This is a genomic window from Qipengyuania flava (assembly GCF_019448255.1).
GTDB classification, from domain to species: domain Bacteria; phylum Pseudomonadota; class Alphaproteobacteria; order Sphingomonadales; family Sphingomonadaceae; genus Qipengyuania; species Qipengyuania flava_A.
The window spans coordinates 1,546,390-1,566,718 of sequence record NZ_CP080410.1 but is presented as its reverse complement, the minus strand read 5'-3'; the positions used below and the strand labels follow the sequence as shown (position 1 = coordinate 1,566,718).

At 63.8% G+C, this 20,329-nt stretch carries 23 protein-coding genes; 18 read left to right on the top strand and 5 right to left on the bottom strand.

Going from position 1 to position 20,329, the window contains the following annotated elements:
- Positions 1-27: 27 nt before the first annotated feature.
- Positions 28-279: a hypothetical protein gene (locus tag KUV82_RS07745; protein WP_219953731.1), complete on the top strand. Its 252-nt coding sequence runs from the start codon at positions 28-30 to the stop codon at positions 277-279.
- A 3-nt stretch (positions 280-282) separates the two neighbouring features.
- Here KUV82_RS07745 and eno read toward each other — a convergent pair whose 3' ends face one another.
- Entirely contained in the window at positions 283-1,572 is a 1,290-nt protein-coding gene (gene eno / locus KUV82_RS07740) for a phosphopyruvate hydratase (protein WP_219953730.1), read from the bottom strand.
- 161 nt (positions 1,573-1,733) lie between these two features.
- On the opposite strand from eno, the gene KUV82_RS07735 reads away from it, so the two are divergent.
- From KUV82_RS07735 to KUV82_RS07710, 6 genes are all read left to right on the top strand, one after another.
- Positions 1,734-2,396, top strand: coding sequence for a hypothetical protein (locus KUV82_RS07735; protein WP_258319681.1), 663 nt, complete (start codon positions 1,734-1,736; stop codon positions 2,394-2,396).
- Positions 2,397-2,417: 21 nt separating this feature from the next.
- Positions 2,418-2,852, top strand: a complete 435-nt coding sequence (locus KUV82_RS07730) for a phage holin family protein (protein ID WP_219953728.1) — start codon at positions 2,418-2,420, stop codon at positions 2,850-2,852.
- Complete coding sequence (locus KUV82_RS07725; protein WP_219953727.1) at positions 2,849-3,166, top strand: hypothetical protein; 318 nt, start codon at positions 2,849-2,851, stop codon at positions 3,164-3,166. Before KUV82_RS07730 ends, KUV82_RS07725 begins: the two co-directional genes overlap by 4 nt.
- A 48-nt stretch (positions 3,167-3,214) precedes the next feature.
- Positions 3,215-3,757: a hypothetical protein gene (locus KUV82_RS07720; RefSeq protein ID WP_219953726.1), complete on the top strand. Its 543-nt coding sequence runs from the start codon at positions 3,215-3,217 to the stop codon at positions 3,755-3,757.
- A 124-nt stretch (positions 3,758-3,881) separates the two neighbouring features.
- Positions 3,882-4,112, top strand: a complete 231-nt coding sequence (locus KUV82_RS07715; protein WP_219953725.1) for a DUF4170 domain-containing protein — start codon at positions 3,882-3,884, stop codon at positions 4,110-4,112.
- 10 nt (positions 4,113-4,122) lie between these two features.
- The gene (locus KUV82_RS07710) at positions 4,123-4,611 is read left to right on the top strand and encodes a GNAT family N-acetyltransferase (RefSeq protein ID WP_219953724.1); all 489 of its coding nucleotides are present in this window, start codon (positions 4,123-4,125) and stop codon (positions 4,609-4,611) included.
- Here KUV82_RS07710 and greA read toward each other — a convergent pair.
- From greA to carA, 3 genes are all read right to left on the bottom strand, one after another.
- Positions 4,604-5,071, bottom strand: a complete 468-nt coding sequence (gene greA, locus KUV82_RS07705) for a transcription elongation factor GreA (protein WP_219953723.1) — start codon at positions 5,069-5,071, stop codon at positions 4,604-4,606. The two genes, KUV82_RS07710 and greA, sit on opposite strands and share 8 nt — an antisense overlap.
- Positions 5,072-5,184: 113 nt before the next feature.
- Positions 5,185-8,508, bottom strand: coding sequence for a carbamoyl-phosphate synthase large subunit (gene carB, locus KUV82_RS07700; RefSeq protein WP_219953722.1), 3,324 nt, complete (start codon positions 8,506-8,508; stop codon positions 5,185-5,187).
- Positions 8,509-8,786: 278 nt separating this feature from the next.
- Complete coding sequence (gene carA / locus KUV82_RS07695; RefSeq protein ID WP_219953721.1) at positions 8,787-9,965, bottom strand: glutamine-hydrolyzing carbamoyl-phosphate synthase small subunit; 1,179 nt, start codon at positions 9,963-9,965, stop codon at positions 8,787-8,789.
- Between the two features lie 148 nt (positions 9,966-10,113).
- Between carA and KUV82_RS07690 the strand changes: the two genes are divergently transcribed.
- From KUV82_RS07690 to KUV82_RS07650, 9 genes are all read left to right on the top strand, one after another.
- Complete coding sequence (locus KUV82_RS07690) at positions 10,114-10,566, top strand: GatB/YqeY domain-containing protein (protein ID WP_219953720.1); 453 nt, start codon at positions 10,114-10,116, stop codon at positions 10,564-10,566.
- Between the two features lie 81 nt (positions 10,567-10,647).
- Entirely contained in the window at positions 10,648-12,507 is a 1,860-nt protein-coding gene (dnaG, locus tag KUV82_RS07685; protein ID WP_219953719.1) for a DNA primase, read from the top strand.
- A gap of 52 nt (positions 12,508-12,559) precedes the next feature.
- Positions 12,560-14,572, top strand: a complete 2,013-nt coding sequence (rpoD, locus tag KUV82_RS07680) for an RNA polymerase sigma factor RpoD (RefSeq protein ID WP_219953718.1) — start codon at positions 12,560-12,562, stop codon at positions 14,570-14,572.
- 20 nt (positions 14,573-14,592) lie between these two features.
- A complete protein-coding gene (locus KUV82_RS07675) occupies positions 14,593-15,189 on the top strand; it encodes a DUF2059 domain-containing protein (protein ID WP_219953717.1) in 597 nt (198 codons plus the stop codon).
- A 90-nt stretch (positions 15,190-15,279) separates the two neighbouring features.
- Positions 15,280-15,717, top strand: coding sequence for a ribose 5-phosphate isomerase B (rpiB, locus tag KUV82_RS07670; RefSeq protein ID WP_219953716.1), 438 nt, complete (start codon positions 15,280-15,282; stop codon positions 15,715-15,717).
- A 4-nt stretch (positions 15,718-15,721) separates the two neighbouring features.
- Positions 15,722-17,035 (top strand): serine hydroxymethyltransferase, encoded by a 1,314-nt coding sequence (glyA, locus tag KUV82_RS07665; RefSeq protein WP_219953715.1) that lies wholly within the window; start codon positions 15,722-15,724, stop codon positions 17,033-17,035.
- Between the two features lie 11 nt (positions 17,036-17,046).
- The gene (locus KUV82_RS07660) at positions 17,047-17,271 is read left to right on the top strand and encodes a hypothetical protein (RefSeq protein ID WP_219953714.1); all 225 of its coding nucleotides are present in this window, start codon (positions 17,047-17,049) and stop codon (positions 17,269-17,271) included.
- Positions 17,272-17,742 carry a transcriptional regulator NrdR gene (nrdR, locus tag KUV82_RS07655; protein WP_219953713.1) on the top strand — a complete coding sequence of 157 codons (471 nt, stop codon included), beginning with the start codon at positions 17,272-17,274 and terminating at the stop codon, positions 17,740-17,742. It begins immediately after the preceding gene.
- On the top strand, positions 17,729-18,457 hold the full coding sequence (locus KUV82_RS07650; RefSeq protein ID WP_219953712.1) for an RNA methyltransferase: 729 nt from the start codon (positions 17,729-17,731) through the stop codon (positions 18,455-18,457). Before nrdR ends, KUV82_RS07650 begins: the two co-directional genes overlap by 14 nt.
- Here KUV82_RS07650 and KUV82_RS07645 read toward each other — a convergent pair.
- On the bottom strand, positions 18,447-18,758 hold the full coding sequence (locus KUV82_RS07645; RefSeq protein ID WP_219953711.1) for a chorismate mutase: 312 nt from the start codon (positions 18,756-18,758) through the stop codon (positions 18,447-18,449). The two genes, KUV82_RS07650 and KUV82_RS07645, sit on opposite strands and share 11 nt — an antisense overlap.
- Before the next feature lie 206 nt (positions 18,759-18,964).
- Between KUV82_RS07645 and rpsD the strand changes: the two genes are divergently transcribed.
- Together rpsD and KUV82_RS07635 are read left to right on the top strand one after the other, a co-directional pair.
- Positions 18,965-19,579, top strand: coding sequence for a 30S ribosomal protein S4 (rpsD, locus tag KUV82_RS07640; protein WP_219953710.1), 615 nt, complete (start codon positions 18,965-18,967; stop codon positions 19,577-19,579).
- Between the two features lie 110 nt (positions 19,580-19,689).
- Positions 19,690-20,328 (top strand): NAD(P)H-dependent oxidoreductase, encoded by a 639-nt coding sequence (locus KUV82_RS07635; RefSeq protein WP_258319680.1) that lies wholly within the window; start codon positions 19,690-19,692, stop codon positions 20,326-20,328.
- Position 20,329: the final 1 nt, after the last annotated feature.

Here is a 20,329-nt window from a genome sequence, read left to right as displayed (position 1 = left end):
CGTGACAATCATGCTGGGAGCAATGCCATGAACGGACCTTGGGAATGGGCCGCCTCGATCGGGACGGTCATCGCCGCCTCGCTGATCGCCTTCGACATGGGCCGCCGCGCGACGGCCTGGGGCTTCGTCCTGTTCTGCGTCGTGTCGGCGCTGTGGATCTGGATCGGCTATACAGAGGACGCCATGCCGCTCGCCGCGATGAACGGCGTGCTGCTGCTCATCAACGGCTGGGGCGTGTGGCAATACTGGTTCCACCCGAAGAACCGGGCGGAAGGCTGACTATCAGCTACCGATCCGGCCGAAGCAGGCCTGGCCCGCGTAATGCGCGCTGTCGCCCAGCTCTTCCTCGATACGGATAAGCTGGTTGTACTTTGCGAGCCGGTCGCTGCGGGCAAGGCTGCCGGTCTTGATCTGGCCGCAGTTCGTGGCGACCGCGAGGTCGGCGATCGTTGCGTCTTCGGTCTCACCCGAACGGTGCGACATGACGGCGGTGTAGCCGGCGCGGTTGGCAATGCTCACCGCGTCGAGCGTTTCCGACAGGGTGCCGATCTGGTTGACCTTCACCAGCAGCGAGTTGGCCAGGCCCTGGTCGATCCCTTCGCGAAGGCGCTGCGGGTTGGTGACGAAGAGGTCGTCGCCGACAAGCTGGACACTGTTGCCGATGCGGTCGGTGAGTGCCTTCCAGCCTTCGAAATCGTCTTCGGCCATGCCATCTTCGATCGAGCGGATCGGATAGTCACGGCATAGCTTGTCGAGATACTCGGCCATCTCATGGCCATCGAGCGAGAGCTTCTCGCCCGAGATCTCGTACTTGCCGTCCTTGAAGAACTCGGTCGAGGCGCAGTCCAGCGCCAGTGCAACGTCGGTGCCCGGCTTGAAGCCGGCCTGCTCGATCGAGGCCATGATGAAGTCGAGCGCGTCGCGCGTGCTGGCAAGGTCAGGGGCGAAGCCGCCTTCATCGCCAACCGCTGTGGCGAGACCCTTTTCGTGAAGCTTCTTCTTCAGCGTATGGAAGATCTCCGCGCCCCAGCGCACCGCTTCGGCCAGGCTGTCGGCGCCAACCGGCATGACCATGAATTCCTGGATGTCGATCGGGTTGTCGGCGTGCTCGCCGCCGTTGATGATGTTCATCATCGGGACCGGGAGGACATGGGCCGAAACGCCGCCGATGTAGCTGTAAAGCGGCAGGCCCCGCGCGTTCGCTGCTGCCTTGGCCACTGCCATGCTGGTGCCGAGAATGGCGTTGGCACCGATGCGGCCCTTGTTGGGCGTACCGTCGAGAGCGATCATGCCAAGGTCGATGTCGCGCTGGTCTTCGGCATCGAAGGCCCCGACGAGCATGTCGCGAATTTCGGTGTTCACCGCTTCGACCGCCTTGATGACGCCCTTGCCGAGATAACGATCCTTGTCGCCATCGCGCAGCTCCACCGCTTCGTGCGCGCCGGTCGAGGCGCCGCTGGGTACGGCGGCGCGGCCGAAGCTGCCGTCGTCGAGCAGGACGTCGACCTCAACCGTGGGGTTGCCGCGGGAGTCGAGAATTTCACGGGCGTGGATGTCGATGATCGCGGTCATGGGTACTGGCGCTCCGGCGAAAGGTGTTGTAATATGCTAAAACACCCCCAGGTAGGGTGTGGGCAGCGCTCTATTCGCCGGAACAATGGCGCGCAAGTTGCGTTGCAACATAAATGGCACAATCGCCTAAAGAACAGGCATTAAGGGCAAGGACGAGTACGATGGCAGAAACCCCCGCAGGCGAAGCGAAGAAACCCCGCAAGAGCCCGGCCACCAAGAAAACTCCCGCCAAGAAAGCCACCGCGAAGAAAGCGACCGCCAAGGCCCCGAAGAAAACCGTGGCCAAGAGCGGCGCTGCAAAGGAGACCGTTCCCGTGACGAACACCGCACCCACCCCCGACACCACCGACAACCGCTCGGAAGCCAAGTCGCGCTTCAACGCCGCCTTGGAAGAAGCCAAGGCTGGCGCTGCCGCGCTCAAGGCAGAAGGCCAGGAACGCGCCGCAGCCTATCGCGACCAGGCCAAGGGCAAGGGCGACGACTGGGTCGCCGATGCGAAGGCCTATGGCGAAGAAGCCAAGACCAAGGGCCGCGAGCTTGCCGTTGAAGGCAAGGTCAAGGCCGGTGAAGGCCTGCGTTCGCTGAGCAAGCTCGTGAACGAAAACGCCTATCAGGTCGACGAACGCCTCGGCGCGAAATACGGCGATTACGCGCGTACTGCTTCACAGTCGCTCGACGAATACGCCGCCAAGCTCGATGAAAAAACCGTCGACGACCTCGTCGAAGACGGCCGCGAATTCGTCCGCAAGAGCCCGGGCAAGGCGCTCGGCATCGCAGCGGTTGTCGGCTTCATGCTTTCGCGTCTATTCCGCGGCTCGCGTTAAGAGCCACTGCTGGGGGTATGAATGCGGGACGATGACACCGAGCGGGCCGAAGAATTCGACGGTCCGCTCGACCTGCCTGACGAACACGAACCCCCTGATCCTCAGGAGGATGGCGGCCAGCCTTTCTCGCTGACCGACAGCCTCGTTGCGCTGCTCGAAGACGGCAAGACCTATGCCGAAGCCGAAATGCGCTTCCAGAAAAGCCGCGCCGGATATATCGGCAACCGGCTCAAGGGCGCCATCGCCTTCGGGCTCGGAGCGTTCGGTGTCCTTCACCTTGCGTTGATTGCGGCAACGGTCGGCCTCGTCATCGCTCTCGTGCCCATTGTCGGCCCCTGGGTGGCTACGGCCATTGTCACCCTCAGCCTCATCGTGGCCGGCGTCCTGATGCTGCGCGCTCTGAAGAGCCGTCTCGACGACATCCGTGACGCGTTTGACGAGGAGGACGCACAGTGACGGATCGCCGCATTCGCATGCTCGAAGATCGGTACCTGCGCGATTCGGCGCGCGCGCTGGTCGAGGCCGATGTCGAACACCTCAAGGCCGATTTCGCGCACAAGGGCGTTGCCGAGCGCGCCTTTGACCGGGTCCGTGAAGGCGCTGGCGATCTCTATGACGAAGCCGTCGATGCGGCGGAGGACAACAAGGGCGCTCTCGCCGCTCTGGTTGCCGCCATCATCGTCTGGTTCGCCCGCAACCCGATCCTTGAAGTGCTCGGCCTTGCCGGGGACGAAAAGCGCGAAGAACCAGACGAGCAGCCGGAACGCTAAGCTCCCCCAGCGCATTGATTTAACAGACACACCTATTCGGAGACCCCCATGTCCGACACCGCAGAAAGCAACGTAACCCCGATCAGCGCTGACAGCCGTCTGACAGACGAACAGAAGCGTGAACAGCTTCGCGCCCGCATCGAAGCCGGTGAGCAGCGCAACGCCGAACGCACCTTTGCCGACCAGGCGAAGGAAGCCGCAGACAGCGCGCTCGAATTCACCAAGAAGCACCCGCTCACCGTGGTCGGCGGCGTGGTCGTGGTCGGCCTCGCCATCGGCGCGATGACCCGCCCGGGCCGCCGTGTTGGCCGCACCGTCGGGCGCCGCAGCAGCGTGCTGGCCGCCCTCGCCAGCGATGCGATCTTCGCATTCGGTGCGCGCGCGATCGACGGCATGATGGACGGTGCGCAGGCCGCCGGAGACCGCCTCGAAGACTTCGGCGACAGCGCCGCGACCACCGCCCGCGGTCTGCGCCGCGATGCCGCCTACAAGGTCGATGTTGCAAGCGATGCGCTGCGCAGCTCGGGCCGCCGGGCCACCCGCAAGGGCAGCCGCACGGTTCGCGCCCTGCGCCAACGACTGGACAAATAGCTAATAGCGCCTGGCGGAATAGCTATGCGAGAGGATGCCGTAGCGGCGCGACAGGGTTGCCTGTCGCGCCGCTTGCGCTATGTGGCGCACGCATTCCTCCCTCCCCATCGAGAAAGTCAGAAACATGGAAGAAACCGAGAGCAAACAGGCGCTCTACCTCGTCATGGGTGGCCGCGTGACCGATCCGCGCGCCGTGACCTTTGCCGATCCAGAAAGCATTCACGTTGCCGGCGTCTTCAGCAGTTACGACTCCGCTGTCGATGCATGGCGTTCGAACGCCCAGCGTACGGTTGACGATGCCGAGATGAAGTACGTCATCGTCCACCTGCACAAGCTGCTCGATCCGGGCGCCTAAGCGGCACGCAGTGGCCTATTCGATCAGGCCTTATCGCGATGATGACGCGAAGGCGCTGGCAGATGTCATCGCCGCCGCCATCCACGAAATAGGACCCCACGCCTACTCGCCCGAGCAGGTGGCGGCGTGGGGTGCCCGTCATCCGGGGCCTGAACGCTACCGCGAGCGCGCTGCCGAAGGGCATATCATCTTCGTAGCGGCTGACGGCGAAGATCGACCTGTCGCCTATGCGCTGCTGGAGCCCGATGGGCACCTCGACCACCTTTACAACCACCCCGATCATACGCGCCGGGGTCTTGCAACCCAGCTGCTGGCCGCCGCCGAAGCACACGCCATCTCCCTGGGGCTCGAGCGGCTTTACACCGAGGCGAGCGACCTTGCCCGACCCGCCTTCGAGCGAGCCGGCTATGTCGCCACCCACAAGCGCGAGTTCACCATCCCCCATGCGGACCGGGAGATCCCGATCCACAACTGGGCGATGGAAAAGCGGCTTAAATGAACTCGATCTTGTCGATCAGGTAGAACTTGTCGCCCGAGGGCACGGTCACTTCGACCTCTTCCTCGAGCTGCTTGCCGATCAGCGCGCGGCCGATCGGTGAGCTGTAGCTGATGCGGCCCTTGGCAGCATCGGCCTCCGTCTCGCCGACAATCTGGTACTTCACCGGCTTGTCGTCTTCGTCGAGCAGCGTGACCGTGGCGCCGAAGATGACCTTGTCACCCGAAAGCGTCGTCGGATCGATGATCTGGGCGCGGCTGATCTTGCCTTCCAGATCGCCAATCATCGCTTCGACCTGGCCCTGACGCTCCTTGGCCGCGTGGTACTCGGCGTTCTCCGACAGGTCGCCGTGCGCGCGCGCTTCCTCGATCGCGTCAACGATCAGAGGACGTTCGGAACGCAAAGCTTTCAGTTCCGCCGTGAGCTTCTCATAGCCCTCGGCCAGCATCGGCACTTTATCCATAGGACCCCTTTTGTCCTTCTAAATCAGCCGTTTCCCGGGACAATTCGGAGCCTGTCCGCTGTATTGCGGAGCCGGGTTTGGCCGAATGTCGGGGGAAAAGCGTCGTCTATTCGTCAGCTATAATAGTCTTGCAACGAACGCACTTCAAGCTGATCGGGCGAAACCTCTGCAATCGCCTGCGCCACAGCCAGCGAAGCCGCCGCCGTAGTGTAGTACGGAAGCTTCTTCTCCAGAGCCGCCTCGCGGATCGATTTGCTGTCGAGCAGCGACTGCCAGCCTTCGGTCGTGTTGAAGATCAGCTGCACCTCGCCATCGATGATCGCATCGACGATATGCGGGCGCCCTTCGGCCACCTTGTTCACGGGCTCGACCTCCAGACCCTGCCCTGACAGGTAGGTCTGCGTGCCGCCCGTGGCGATTACGCGAAAGCCCTTGTCGAGCAGCGTTTTCACCGCCGGCACGATCAGCGGCTTGTCCGTATCCTTGACCGATACGAACAGCGTTCCCGACTGCGGCGGCTTCATGCCCGCACCCAGCTGCGATTTGAGGAAAGCGGGCGCAAAGCTGCGGTCGATGCCCATGACCTCGCCGGTCGATTTCATTTCCGGCGAGAGCACCGGGTCGGCGCCCGGGAAACGGGCGAAGGGGAAGACCGCTTCCTTCACCGCCATGTGGTCGGGGTTCAAATCGAAGGGCTCGAAGGTGTGCAGCCCCTCGCCCGCCATGACGCGCGCGGCGACCTTGGCGATGGGCTGTCCGATCGCCTTGGCGACGAAAGGCACGGTGCGGCTGGCGCGCGGGTTGACTTCGATGAGGTAGACCTCGCCATCCTTCACCGCGAACTGCACGTTCATGAGGCCGCGCACCTGCAGCGCCTTGGCCAGCTCGGTCGCCTGGCGGGACATTTCTTCCACGATATCGGCGGGCAGGCTGTAAGGCGGCAGGGTGCAGGCGCTGTCGCCCGAGTGCACGCCGGCTTCCTCGATGTGCTGCATGACGCCCGCAATGCGGACTTCAAAGCCGTCGGAGACGACATCGACGTCGCATTCGATCGCGTCGCGCAGGTACTGGTCGACCAGCACGGGGCTGTCGCCCGACACGTTGACGGCGGTGTTGATGTAGTCGTCGAGCTGGGCCTCACTGTCGACGATTTCCATTGCCCGCCCACCGAGGACGTAGCTGGGGCGCAACAGCACCGGATAGCCGATCCGTGCGGCCACGGCGGCGGCCTCGTCACGGCTCTTGGCGATGCCGTTCAGAGGCTGCTTCAGTTTCAGCTTGTTGACCAGCTTGGCAAAGCGTTCGCGGTCTTCGGCAAGGTCGATCGCATCGGGGCTGGTGCCGAGGATCGGGATGCCTTCGCGCTCCAGCGCCGCGGCCAGCTTCAGCGGGGTCTGCCCGCCGAACTGCACGATGGTGCCGACCACTTCGCCCTTCGACATTTCGACGCGCATGATTTCGAGCACGTCTTCCTCGGTCAGCGGCTCGAAATAGAGGCGGTCGGAGGTGTCGTAATCGGTCGAGACGGTTTCGGGGTTGCAGTTGACCATGATGGTCTCGAACCCGGCTTCGGCCAGTGCGAAACAGGCGTGGACGCAGCAATAGTCGAACTCGATGCCCTGCCCGATCCGGTTCGGACCGCCGCCAAGGATAACGATCTTCTTGCGATCGGACGGCATCGCCTCGTCTTCAGGCTCGCCGAAGCTCGGCGCCTCGTAGGTCGAGTACATGTAGGGCGTGATCGCCTCGAACTCGGCGGCGCAGCTGTCGATGCGCTTGTAGACCGGGAAGACGCCAAGCTTGCGGCGCAGGTCGCGCACTTCCTGCTCGCTGGTCGCACCGGCCATGGCGCGCAGCGCATCGTGGAGCAGTCCCGAACGCTTGGCCTGGGTCTCGCCCAGCCCGCCAGCGACACCCACCGAACGCACCGCCAGCGTGGCGAGGCGCTTGTCGGAAAAGCCCATGGCCTTGAGGCGGCGCATTTCCGCGGCATCGCCCGGCAGGCCGTTGTGCGCGATCATCTTCTCTTCGTAGATGATCGCTTCGATCTGGCGCAGGAACCATGGGTCGAAGCCGGTGATCTTGGCAACTTCCTCAACCGTGAAATCCTCGCGGAAGGCCTGCGCGATCTTGAGGATGCGGTCCGGCGTGCGCTGCGAGAGCGAGGCGGTGATGACCTCGCGGCTGACGCCTTCGAACTCGGTAATGCGGTTGAACCCGTCGAGCCCGGTTTCGAGCCCGCGCAGGGCCTTCTGCATGCTTTCCTGGAAGCAGCGGCCGATCGCCATGACCTCGCCAACCGACTTCATCGCGGTCGACAGCTCATTCTTCGATCCCTTGAACTTCTCGAAGGCGAAGCGCGGGATCTTCGTAACGACATAGTCGATGGTCGGCTCGAACGAAGCCGGCGTCGCGCCGGTGATCTCGTTCTGGATCTCGTCGAGCGTGTATCCCACGGCAAGCTTTGCAGCGACACGCGCGATGGGGAAGCCGGTGGCCTTGGACGCCAGCGCCGAGGAGCGCGAGACGCGCGGGTTCATCTCGATCACGATCAGGCGGCCATCCTTGGGGTTCACCGCGAACTGGACGTTCGACCCGCCGGTTTCGACGCCGATCTCGCGCAGCACCTCGATCGAGGCGGTGCGCATGATCTGGTATTCCTTGTCGGTCAGCGTCAGCGCCGGGGCGATGGTGATGGAATCGCCGGTGTGCACGCCCATCGGATCGACGTTCTCGATCGAGCAGATGATGATGCAATTGTCCTTGCGGTCACGCACCACCTCCATCTCGAATTCCTTCCATCCGAGGAGCGATTCCTCGATCAGGACTTCGGTGGTGGGCGAGGCGTCGAGGCCTTCGCGCACAATGCGGTCGAACTCGGCCTTGTTGTAGGCGATGCCGCCGCCCGTTCCGCCGAGCGTGAAGCTGGGGCGGATGATGGCGGGAAGGCCGGTGCGTTCGAGCACGGCGAAGGCTTCGTCGACCGTGTTCGCCACACCGCTGCGCGCGCTTTCGAGGCCGATCTTGTCCATCGCCTCACGAAAGCGCTGGCGGTTCTCGGCCTTGTCGATGGCATCGGCATTGGCACCGATCATGGTCACGCCGAACTTCTCGAGCACGCCCTGGTTCGCCAGGTCGAGAGCGCAGTTGAGCGCCGTCTGCCCGCCCATTGTCGGCAGCACCGCGTCGGGGCGTTCCTTCTCGATGATTTTGGCGACGATCTCGGGCGTGATCGGCTCGACATAGGTGGCGTCAGCCATTTCCGGATCGGTCATGATCGTGGCGGGGTTGGAGTTCACCAGGATGACCCGGTAGCCCTCCTCCTTCAGCGCCTTGATCGCCTGTGTGCCGGAATAGTCGAACTCGCAGGCCTGGCCGATGATGATCGGACCGGCGCCAATGACGAGGATCGAGGAGATGTCAGTGCGTTTGGGCATTCAACTAAGTTCCTCGATTGTGCCCCACGAGGTGACAATCACGCGGGCTTTCTCTTGTTCTTTGGACATGCAGTCCCACTTTTCCTGAGGCTGAACGCCCATCGAAACGACCCAAGAATCTTCTCCGTGAATCGACTTTCGCTCGAGCGAAGCTCCCTGCACTTCGCAAGCCGCGAGAGAAGAAATCGTCTCTTCCTTGGTGGCAGGTCTGTCATGGCTATCGCCAATCGGATGGCACCCCCACAACATCGAACTGATAAAAATTGGGCCTAGGAGCCTCACCCCAACATCCCCACGAATTTCTCGAACAGGTAGAAGCTGTCCTGCGGGCCGGGGCTTGCCTCGGGGTGATACTGCACGCCGAACGCCTTTTTGCCCTTGATCGAGATGCCGCAATTGGTGCCGTCGAAGAGCGAGACGTGGGTCTGCTCCACCTCGGGCGGCAGCGTGTCGACATCGACCGCGAAGCCGTGGTTCATGCTGGTGATCTCGACGAGGCCTTCGCTGTCGCCCCACTCGCTCCCGACGCGCTGGACCGGGTGGTTGGCGCCGCGGTGGCCCTGGAACATCTTGGCGGTCTTCGCACCAGCTGCGAGGCCGAGCATCTGGTGGCCGAGGCAGATGCCGAACAGCGGCACGTCGGCATCGAGCAGCGCCTTGATCACCGGCACCGCATATTCGCCCGTCGCCGCCGGATCGCCCGGACCGTTCGAGAGGAACACGCCATCCGGCTTCAGGGCCATGACCTCGTCGAACGAGGTGCGCGCGGGCACCACGGTGACCTTCGCGCCGGCCTTCACGAGGTTGCGGAAGATATTGTCCTTCGCACCGTAATCGATGGCGACGACATGGGGCTTGTCAGTGGTGCCCTCGGTGTAGCCGAAGCCGAGTTGCCAGTGGCCGCCGGTCCAGTCTTCCTGACCTTCACGCGTCACGCCGGGGACGAGGTCGAGCCCTTCCAGCCCGCTCCAGCTGGCCGCCTGTTCCTTTAGCGCCTTCAGGTCGAATTTGCCCTGCGGGTTGTAGGCAATCACCGCATTCGGCGGGCCCGACAGACGGATGCGGCGGGTCAGCGCGCGGGTGTCGACGCCCGAAAGGCCGATCTTGCCGTGTTCGCGCATCCAGTCGACGAATTCGTTCTGCGCGCGGAAGTTCGACTGCGGGGTCACTTCCTGCCGGGTCACGCAGCCAATTGCGCCGAGGCCGCGGCTTTCGTGGTCTTCCTCGTTCGCGCCGACATTGCCGATATGCGGGAAGGTGAAGGTGACGATCTGGCTGTCGTAGGAGGGATCGGTCATCACCTCCTGGTAGCCGGTCATGGCGGTGTTGAAGCAGACTTCACCAACCGCGCTGCCGGTGGCGCCAAAGCCCTTGCCCCAGATGACCGTGCCATCTCCAAGAACGAGGACTCCGGTCGCGCCTTTGGGTTGCGCGTGCGAAGATGCGGACAGGGCCATGGGCGCTCCGGGTAAACAGGTTTCCAGCGATGTTGCTAAGCCCCACCCGCTAGGGACCGCGACGAGTCCCGTCAAGCGCAACACTTGGCTTATCGGCACACAGTTCTACATGGGCGTGAGAAACCCCGCATCAACTATCGAGATTCCCATGCTTCGCGAACAGATCCAGTCGGAAACCATCACCGCCATGAAGGCCAAGGACAAGGAGCGCACCGCCGCGCTTCGCCTGATCGGGGCCAAGATCAAGGACCGCGACATCGAGCTGCGCACGTCCGAGAAGAAGCCGGAGGATGACGAGCTCGTCACCGACGTGCTGCTCAAGATGGCAAAGCAGCGCCGCGAATCGATCGAGATGTACGAAAGCGGCGGTCGGACCGAGCTGGCCGAGAAGGAAAAGGCCGAGCTGGCCGTGATCGAGGAATTCCTGCCCAAGCAGATGAGCGAGGAGGAAACCCGTGCGGCAATCGAGGCAATCAAGACTGACCTGAACGCCGAGGGCATGAAGGACATGGGCCGCGTCATGGGCGAGCTAAAGAGCCGCCACGGCGCCACGCTCGACATGAGCAGGGCCAGCGGCCTTGTGAAGGCCGCACTGTCCTGAGGCTAGGCGCGGCAAATGTGTGGGCGGGCACCCCCCGCCTGCTAGCCCCGCGCGCCGCCGCGCTGTAAGACTGGGAGCCTTATGGCGCTCTCACCCCAATGGCTCGATGAACTGCGGATGCGCACGACGCTTTCCGCCGTTGTCGGCCGCACCTTGCGCCTGACCAAGGCCGGGCGTGAGTTCAAGGCCTGTTGCCCCTTCCACAACGAGAAGACGCCGAGCTTCTACGTCAATGACGAGAAGGGCTTCTACCACTGCTTCGGCTGCGAGGCGCATGGCGATGCGATCCGCTGGCTGACCGACCAGCGCGGCATGCCCTTCATGGACGCGGTAAAGGAGCTGGCCGCCGAAGCGGGCATGGAAGTCCCTGCCCCCGATCCGCGCGCAGCCAAGCAGGCGGAAAAGCGCGCGAGCCTGCACGATGTTACCGGCGCGGCGCAGGACTGGTTCGAAGGCAACCTGCGCGGCGCGGAAGGCGCGCAGGCGCGCAGCTATCTCGGCCGACGCGGTTTTTCCGAGGCGACCATTCGCGAATTCGGCTTCGGCTACGCACCTGAAGACCGGCAGGCCCTCAAACGCGCGCTCGGCAAATTTGAAGAACCGATGCTGATCGAGGCGGGCATGCGCATCACGGTGGAGGACAAGGAGCCCTACGACCGGTTCCGCGGCCGCCTGATGCTGCCGATCCACGACACGCGCGGCCGGGTGATCGCCTTTGGTGGGCGCATCCTCGACAGCGAGGCCAACCCCAAGGCGCCCAAGTACCTCAACAGCCCCGACACGCCGCTCTTCGACAAGGGCCGCACGCTCTACAATCTCCACCGCGCCGCCCCGGCAGCGCGGCAGAGCGGGCGGATGATCGTGGTCGAAGGCTATATGGACGCGATCGCGCTCGCCAATGCAGGCATTCGCGAAGCAGTGGCCCCGCTCGGCACAGCGCTGACCGAAAACCAGATCGAGTTGCTCTGGCGACAGGTCGAACGGCCTATCCTGTGCTTCGATGGTGACAACGCCGGTCAGCGCGCCGCCATGCGCGCCATTTCGCGGGCCCTGCCCATGCTGCGCCCAGGCCATTCGCTCTCGATCGTGCGCCTACCCGCTGGCCTCGACCCCGACGACCTCATTCGAGAAAAGGGTGTCGCCGCGATGGAAGAGATGCTGTCCGCTCCTGCAAGCCTGCTCGACACGCTGTGGGAGTTCGAGAAAGCAGCCGCTCCGCTAAATTCGCCAGAGGAGAAGGCAGGGCTCAAGGCGCGCCTCTTGGACCACGTCGATGCAATCCAGCATCCCGACATCCGTGCGCTCTACAAACGCGAGCTGCTCGAACGTTTCTCTGCCTTTGCTTTCCCGCCGCGCCCTCCCCGCGAATTCAAGCCCCGCGGAGACTGGAAGAAGGGCGGGTTCAAGCAGGCCACCCCCACCCTGTCCAGCGAGGCGCGCGACAGTCTGACGCGGGCCATTCAGGGCGGCTCGCGCGACGCACTGGCGCGGGCGGTTATTGCCGGGCTCGTCAAGTTCCCCGACCAGATCCTGCGGCACGAAGAGGCTTTGTCGGAACTTGCCCAGCGTGACCAAAATGTCGGTCCGGCGCTCGATTCGCTGCTGGAAGCCGCGGAGACGCTTGATTTGTCCGCGCAATCGACCATATCGCTTGAACGAGGCCTTCCCGCCCCACCGGAAAAAGCACCATTCGCCTTCCTCGATGAAGGCACCGACCCGGGTGATGCGCGCGAGGATCTGGCCGAGGCCGTGTCGCTGCTGGTCGAAAGACCGGCGCTTGAAGCTGCGCTTGCCGCAGCCACAGCGCGTTTCGAGCGCGACCCGGAAGGCTCCATCGCCGAACAGGCCCGATTGCGCGAGCGGTTGCTGGCCCTTAACGAGCGGTTGAAGCGTTTCGGGCGCCGGAAAGCGGCGGCAGACGACGGCGATTCGGAATCATGATCCCCGCGGATACGCGACCTGCGGGCAAGGAAAGACTGGACTGAAAGACCCTATGGCCACCAAGTCGAAGACCAAGGACGATGGCGACGCTCCCCTGATCGACCTCAACGAGGCGTCGGTTAAGAAGCTTATCACCAAGGCAAAGCGCAAGGGCTACGTCACCTATGACGAGCTCAACGACGCGCTGCCGCAGGGTGAGATGAGCTCGGACCAGATCGAGGACATCCAGTCGGCCCTGTCGGATATGGGCGTGCAGATCGTCGAAAGCGACGAGGAAGCCGAAGCCGCCGCCGAGGAAGCCGCCGAAGTCGATGAAATCTCGACCGACGAGAAGAAGACCAAGGCCGCGGCCAAGCCGGCTGCGAAGAAGACCGCCACGGGCGAACGCACCGATGACCCGGTGCGCATGTACCTGCGCGAAATGGGCGCGGTGGAGCTTCTCAGCCGCGAAGGCGAGATCGCGATTGCCAAGCGTATCGAAGCCGGCCGCGACATGATGATCATGGGCCTGTGCCAGAGCCCGATCACCTTCCACGCCATCATCCAGTGGTCCGAAGCGCTGAACGCGGAAGAAATGCAGCTGCGCGAGATCCTCGATCTCGATGCGATGCTGTCGAAGGAACCGCCGGCCGACAAGCTGAACGACGACGCCGAAGACGATGACGACGACGGCGAGATCTCGGAAGAGACCGCCGGCCCGACCATTCGCGACGACGACGAAGACGAGGACGAATCGGAAGACGGCGAAGAGGGCGAGGAAGGTTCGTCCAAGAGCGACGACGAAGAGGAAGAGGACAACACCATGTCCTTGGCCCAGATGGAAGCGGCGCTGAAGCCCGACGCCATCGAACGCTTCGCCCGCATCACCGACCTGTTCGGCAAGTTCGAGAAGCTCCAGAAGGAGCGCGTCGACGTCATGGCCCGCGGCGAGGCGTTCTCGCCTGCCAAGGAAAAGAAGTACGAAGCGCTGTCGGAACAGCTCACCGCCGAGGTGGAGAGCGTCCAGTTCCACGCGACCAAGATCGAATTCCTGGTCGACAACCTCTACGCCTTCAACCGCCGCCTTACCGCCCTTGGCGGCCAGATGCTGCGCCTTGCGGAACGCCACAAGGTCAAGCGCATCGATTTCCTCAACGCCTATATCGGCAACGAGCTCGATGACAGCTGGCTTACCGAGCGTGCCAAGAAGGACAAGAAGTGGGCTGCCTTCGCCGAGAAGGAAGCCGACGCCGTCGAACGCATCCGCGCCGAGATTTCCGACATCGCCAGCCAGACCGGCATGGCGTTGGAAGAATTCCGCCGCATCGTGAACATGGTCCAGAAGGGCGAGCGCGAAGCGCGTATCGCCAAGAAGGAAATGGTCGAGGCGAACCTGCGCCTCGTGATTTCGATCGCGAAGAAATACACCAACCGCGGTCTGCAGTTCCTCGACCTGATCCAGGAAGGCAACATCGGCCTCATGAAGGCGGTCGACAAGTTCGAATACCGCCGCGGCTACAAGTTCAGCACCTACGCCACCTGGTGGATTCGCCAGGCGATCACTCGCTCGATCGCCGACCAGGCGCGCACGATCCGTATCCCGGTCCACATGATCGAGACGATCAACAAGCTGGTCCGCTGCTCGCGCCAGTTCCTGCACGATCAGGGCCGCGAGCCGACGCCCGAAGAGATGGCGGAGAAACTCTCCATGCCGCTCGAGAAGGTGCGCAAGGTGATGAAGATCGCCAAGGAACCGATCAGCCTCGAAACGCCGATCGGCGACGAGGAAGATTCGCACCTCGGCGATTTCATCGAGGACAAGAACGCGATCATCCCGGTCGACGCCGCGATCCAGGCGAACCTCAAGGAAACGGTTACCCGCGTCCTTGCCTCGCTCACGCCGCGTGAAGAACGCGTGCTGCGCATGCGCTTCGGCATCGGCATGAACACCGACCACACGCTGGAAGAAGTCGGCCAGCAGTTCTCGGTGACGCGTGAACGTATCCGTCAGATCGAGGCCAAGGCGCTTAGGAAGCTCAAGCACCCGAGCCGCAGCCGCAAGATGCGCTCGTTCCTCGATCAATAGTCCTTACCCGGGGGGTCGTCATGAGGTCGCTTTTTCGCCCGCATATGGTTGCGGCGGTTCTGGCCGTCGCAGCCCTTAACCTTATCCCTCATCAGGCCTACGCGCAGGATGCAGGTGCGGACGCGATCGCGCAGGAAAAGCGCGCCATTGCCCGGCAGATCGTCGAGCGCGGCTACCCGGTCGATCGCCGGGAGGCGCTTTTCTTCGGCACCATGGACGAAACCATGCTGCAAATGCGCGAAAGCATGAAGGGCCAGCTGCCGGAAGACGAAGGGGCCCAGCAAATCCTCGATAACTGGCTCGACGAATGGGCCGGCGAAGCCAAGGGCGTGTTGAGCACGCACATTCCCAACCTGATGGAAGCGCAGGCCGAAGGCTACGCGCTGCTCTTCGACCTCGCCGAACTTCGGGAAATCAACGCTTTCGTCGGCACACCGGCCGGGCAGAAGTTCGTCGAACTGACCCCGGCGATCATGGCGACGCCCGCCTTCAAGCAGGCGAACCAGGCCTATATGGAAGAAGTCCTCTCGGCTCTTCCCGGCGCACAGGCGCGCCTCAAGGAACGCCTGCTGGAGTACTTCTCCAACCAGGTCGAAAGCGAACCTTTGGAAAGCTGACAGCGGCGGCGACCGCTCAGCTTACGGAAGGCTCAGGATAAGCCGCAGCTTGGGGTCGCGCGAATCGCCTTCAATCCCTATGTGCGGCCCATGCGTATCGCCATTGCCTCCGACCACGCTGCAATCGACCTCAAGGCCGAGCTGCGCGACTGGTTGATCGAGCAGGGCCACGAGGTCGCCGACCTTGGCCCGGAAACCACCGACAGCGTCGACTATCCCGACTTCGGCTACAAGCTTGCAAGCGTCGTCGCCGATGGCACGGCAGAACGCGGCGTTGCGCTGTGCGGCTCGGGCATCGGCATCTCGATGAGCGTGAACCGCAACCCCGCCGTGCGCTGCGCGCTGGTCTCCGAACCGCTGTCCGCTGCGCTCTCGCGCGAACACAACGATGCCAACTGCATTGCGATGGGCGCGCGCCTTACCGGCAGCGACATGGCCAAGGCGTGCCTCACCGCCTTCCTAGAAACCGAATTCGCCGGCGGCCGCCACCAGCGCCGCGTCGACAAGCTCTCCAACCCGGAAACCTGACACCATGGCTACCCAGATCAAACCGACCGACCGCGACCCGATGGACCGTTTCTGGCACGACACGCTGGCAGAAGCCGATCCGGAGATCCACGAGGCCATCCGCAAGGAACTGGCCCGCCAGCAGGACAAGATCGAGCTGATCGCGAGCGAGAACATCGCCTCGTCCGCCGTACTCGAAGCCACCGGCAGCGTGTTCACCAACAAGTACGCCGAAGGCTATCCGGGCAAGCGCTACTACGGCGGCTGTGACTACGCAGACGTCGTCGAAACGCTGGCAATTGAGCGCGCCAAGCAGTTGTTCGGATGCGAATTTGCCAATGTGCAGCCCAATTCGGGCAGCCAGATGAACCAGGCTGTGTTCCTCGCGCTGCTGCAGCCGGGCGACACCTTCATGGGCCTCGACCTCAATTCGGGCGGCCACCTCACTCATGGTTCGCCGGTCAACATGAGCGGCAAGTGGTTCAACCCGGTCAGCTACGGTGTGCGCAAGGACAACGAACTGATCGACATGGACGAGGTTCGCGCCACCGCGCTGGAACACAAGCCCAAGCTGATCATCGCCGGCGGCACCGCCTATTCGCGCGTCTGGGACTGGGAAGCCTTCCGCAAGATCGCCGATGAAGTGGGCGCCTATCTGATGGTGGACATGAGCCACATCTCGGGCCTCGTTGCAGGCGGCGCGCACCCCTCGCCCTTCCCCCACGCCGATGTGGTCACCACCACCACCCACAAGAGCCTGCGCGGCCCGCGCTCGGGCGTAATCCTGTGGAACAAGGAAGAGCTGACCAAGCCGCTCAACATGGCGGTCTTCCCCGGCATGCAGGGCGGCCCGCTGATGCATGTCGTCGCAGCCAAGGCGGTTGCCTTTGGCGAAGCGCTGCGCCCCGACTTTGCCGATTACGCCAAGCGGATCGTCGAAAACGCCCGCGCCCTTGCCGAAGGTATCGAGGCGAACGGCCTTCGCGTCGTTTCGGGCGGCACGGACAACCACTCCATGCTGGTCGACCTCACCGCCAAGGACGTTACCGGCAAGGCGGCCGAAGCCGGTCTCGACCGCGCCTGGCTGACCTGCAACAAGAACGGGATCCCCTACGACACGCGCAGCCCCTTCGTGACCAGCGGCATCCGCCTCGGCACGCCGGCGGGAACGACGCGCGGTTTCGGACCCGATGAGTTCCGTCAGATTGGCCGCCTGATCTGCGACGTGGTAGACGGTCTCTCGCGCAACGGGCCCGAAGGCGATGGCCAGGTCGAAGAGCAGGTGCGCGGCAAGGTTGCCGAACTGTGCGCCGCCTTCCCCGTCTATCCGGGCCGCTGAGGAGACGAGCGATGGACGACAAGGAACCACAGCACCAGGATCACGATCTCGTTTCGGACGCCGGGGACGAGCTGAAGGGCATGGCCAAGGAAGGCCTCGCACACCCGTCGACCAAGCCCGTCCTTACCGGAGCCGCAGTCGGCGCGATTGCCGCCGGACTGCTGCCGGTCGTAACCTGGCCCGTTGGCCTGGTCGCCGGTGCCGGTTTCATGCTCTACAAGCGCCTCCGACCGTAGATGCGTTGCCCTTTCTGTGCGCATGACGACAGCCAGGTAAAGGACAGTCGTCCGACCGAGGATTCGACCTCGATCCGCCGTCGCCGGCAATGTTCGAGCTGCGGTGCGCGTTTCACGACATTCGAACGCGTCCAGCTGCGCGAAGTGACCGTGGTGAAATCCGGCGATCGCCGCCAGCCTTTCGACCGCGCCAAGCTCGAACAGTCGATTTCGCTCGCCTGCCGCAAGCGCGATGTTCCGCAGGAACGGATCGACCAGCTCGTCTCGGGCATCCAGCGCCAGGTCGAAACCGCGGGCGAGGCGGAAATCGCATCGCAGCGGATCGGCGAAATGGTGATGGACGGCCTGAAAGGCCTCGACAGCGTCGCCTACATCCGTTTCGCAAGCGTCTACCGCGACTTCAGCGAAGCCCGCGATTTCGAGGAATTCGCCAGCACCATCCAGGAAGCGGGCGCCAATGAGCGAGGCTGACACACGCAAACCGGTCATCGTTCTCGTCCGTCCCCAGCTGGGCGAGAACATCGGCAAGGCCGCGCGCGCCATGCTCAATTTCGGGCTGACCGAAATGCGCCTGGTCGAACCGCGCGACGGCTGGCCCAACCCCTCGGCAGGTCCGGCCGCTTCGGGCGCTGATGTCGTGCTCGAAGGCGCGAAGGTCTTCTCCACCACGGCAGATGCGGTGGCGGACTGCGCGCATGTCTATGCGACCACGGTGCGCAAGCGCGGCGTGACCAAGCCGGTCGTGACACCTGAGGAAGCGAGCCGCGAAATGGCCTCTGCCACAGGGCGCAGCGCGATCCTGTTCGGCCCGGAACGCTCGGGGCTGGAAACCGAGGACGTCGCCCTCGCCCGCGCGATCCTGACGGTGCCGATCAACCCCGACTTCGGCTCGCTCAACCTCGCGCAGGCGGTGATCCTGTGCGCCTATGAATGGTCGAAGCACGAAACGCTGGTACAGCCGACGCAGGAGGACCTGCTTCCGCCCGCGCCGCAGGAAGACCTGGAGGGCCTGATCGGGCATCTGGAAGGCATGCTGGAGCCCAAGGGCTACTTCCGCCCGGAATCGCGCGCCGAGGCCACCCGTCGGACGCTGCGCGGCGTGCTGACCAAGCCGGGCTGGAATCACCTAGAGGTGCGCACCTTGCGCGGTGTGCTGTCCTCGTTGCAACGCGAACCTAAGTCCTGATCCGGTCCCACTCGGCCAGCTCGTAGGCAATCGAAGTTTCGACCAGCTCGTCCCAGATCTGCGCGATCCGGTCGGCCGGCAGGCCGCGCGCTGCGGCGTCGGCGCGGGCGTTGTCGATCACCTCCGCCTTGCGCCCTTCATCGCGCACCACGCCGCGGTCGGGCTTGATCCGGGCAGCAGCGCGCATGTAGCCAAAGCGCCGATCGAGCAGCTCCATCAGCTCGCGATCGGTCGTATCGACACCGATGCGCACCTCGCGCATGTCGGTGCAATCTTCGGGCTGCTTGAAATCGTCACTCATGACCGCGCGCCCTGCCCCGCTTGAAGCCGCTTGTCGAGCGCCTATCTTCTCGCTTGACGCGCTGCACAAAATTGCTAGGAGCGCGCCTTCGCGAATTGGCTCCGCACCCCGGTGAAGCGGAAGCCGCGCTGGACACAGGTCCAGCGGTGCGATGCCGGGTTAGATGATCGCCGCTGGGGCGATCCAGCAAATTGAAGGAAAGACTTATGTCGAAGCGCAAGAGCGCCAAGTACAAACTCGACCGCCGGATGGGTGAAAACATCTGGGGTCGCCCGAACTCCCCGGTCAACAAGCGTTCCTACGGCCCGGGCCAGCACGGCCAGCGCCGCAAGGGCAAGATGAGCGACTTCGGCCTGCAGCTGCGCGCCAAGCAGAAGCTCAAGGGCTACTACGGCGACGTGACCGAGAAGCAGTTCAAGCGCACCTACAAGGAAGCGTCGGCCATGAAGGGCGACACCGGTCAGAACCTGATCGGCCTGCTCGAACAGCGCCTCGACATGGTCGTGTACCGCGCCAAGTTCGCTCCGACCATCTTCGCCGCCCGTCAGATCGTGAGCCACGGCCACATCTACCTGAACGGCGTGAAGACCAACATCGCTTCGGCCCGCGTCAAGGTCGGCGACGTCGTCAGCCTCGGCAACAAGGCCAAGGAAATGGCGCTGGTCATCGAAGCGCAGAGCCTGCCCGAGCGCGAAATTCCCGACTACGTCGCACCCGACGGCAACGACAAGGTGACCTTCACCCGCGTGCCGAAGCTTGACGAAGTGCCCTACCCGGTCACCATGGAACCGAACCTCGTGGTCGAGTTCTACTCGCGCTAAGCCTTAAGGCAGCGAAATCGAAAAAGGGCGGTCCCTTCGCGGGGGCCGCCCTTTTTCGTTGCGCGATGGCCGTGTTTGCCGGACTGTCGGCCCATTGAGGGCATGAGAGGATGGCGCGCGTGAAGGTATTGCTGCTCGACGGACACCCCGACGAAGGACGGTTCTCGTCGCACCTCCTGGACCTCTACCGCCAGGCCATCCCGGCCGATTGCCATGTCGAGCATGTAGCGCTGCGCGATATGGCCTTCACCCCGATCCTGCGGCACGGCTACGCAAAGCGCACCGAATGGGAACCGGACCTGCTGGCCCTGGCTGAAATGCTCGACGCCTGCGATCACCTCGTCATCGCCTTCCCGATGTGGTGGGGCAGCGAGCCGGCGGAACTCAAGGGCCTCCTAGACCGCTTGTTCCTGCCCGGCTTCACCTTCGCCTATCGCGAGGACAGCTCGCTTTGGGACAAGCTGATGGTGGGCCGCTCGGCCGATGTCATTGCCACCATGGACACGCCGCCCTTCTTCCTGCGGCTGATGTATTCCAACGCGCTCGTAAAACGCTGGAAACGCCAGGTGCTCGGCTTCTGCGGGTTCAAGCCCGTGCGCGTGCTGTGCTGCGGCCCGATCAAGGATGGTGCGTGGGAGAAAGGGATCGCCAAATGGGGCGACCAGATCGCCAGCATGGCGACCTCCATCGCGCCGGCAATGCACGGGGAAAAGCGCGAGCGGCTGCCCGCCTTCCTCGGGCGAAAGTGAG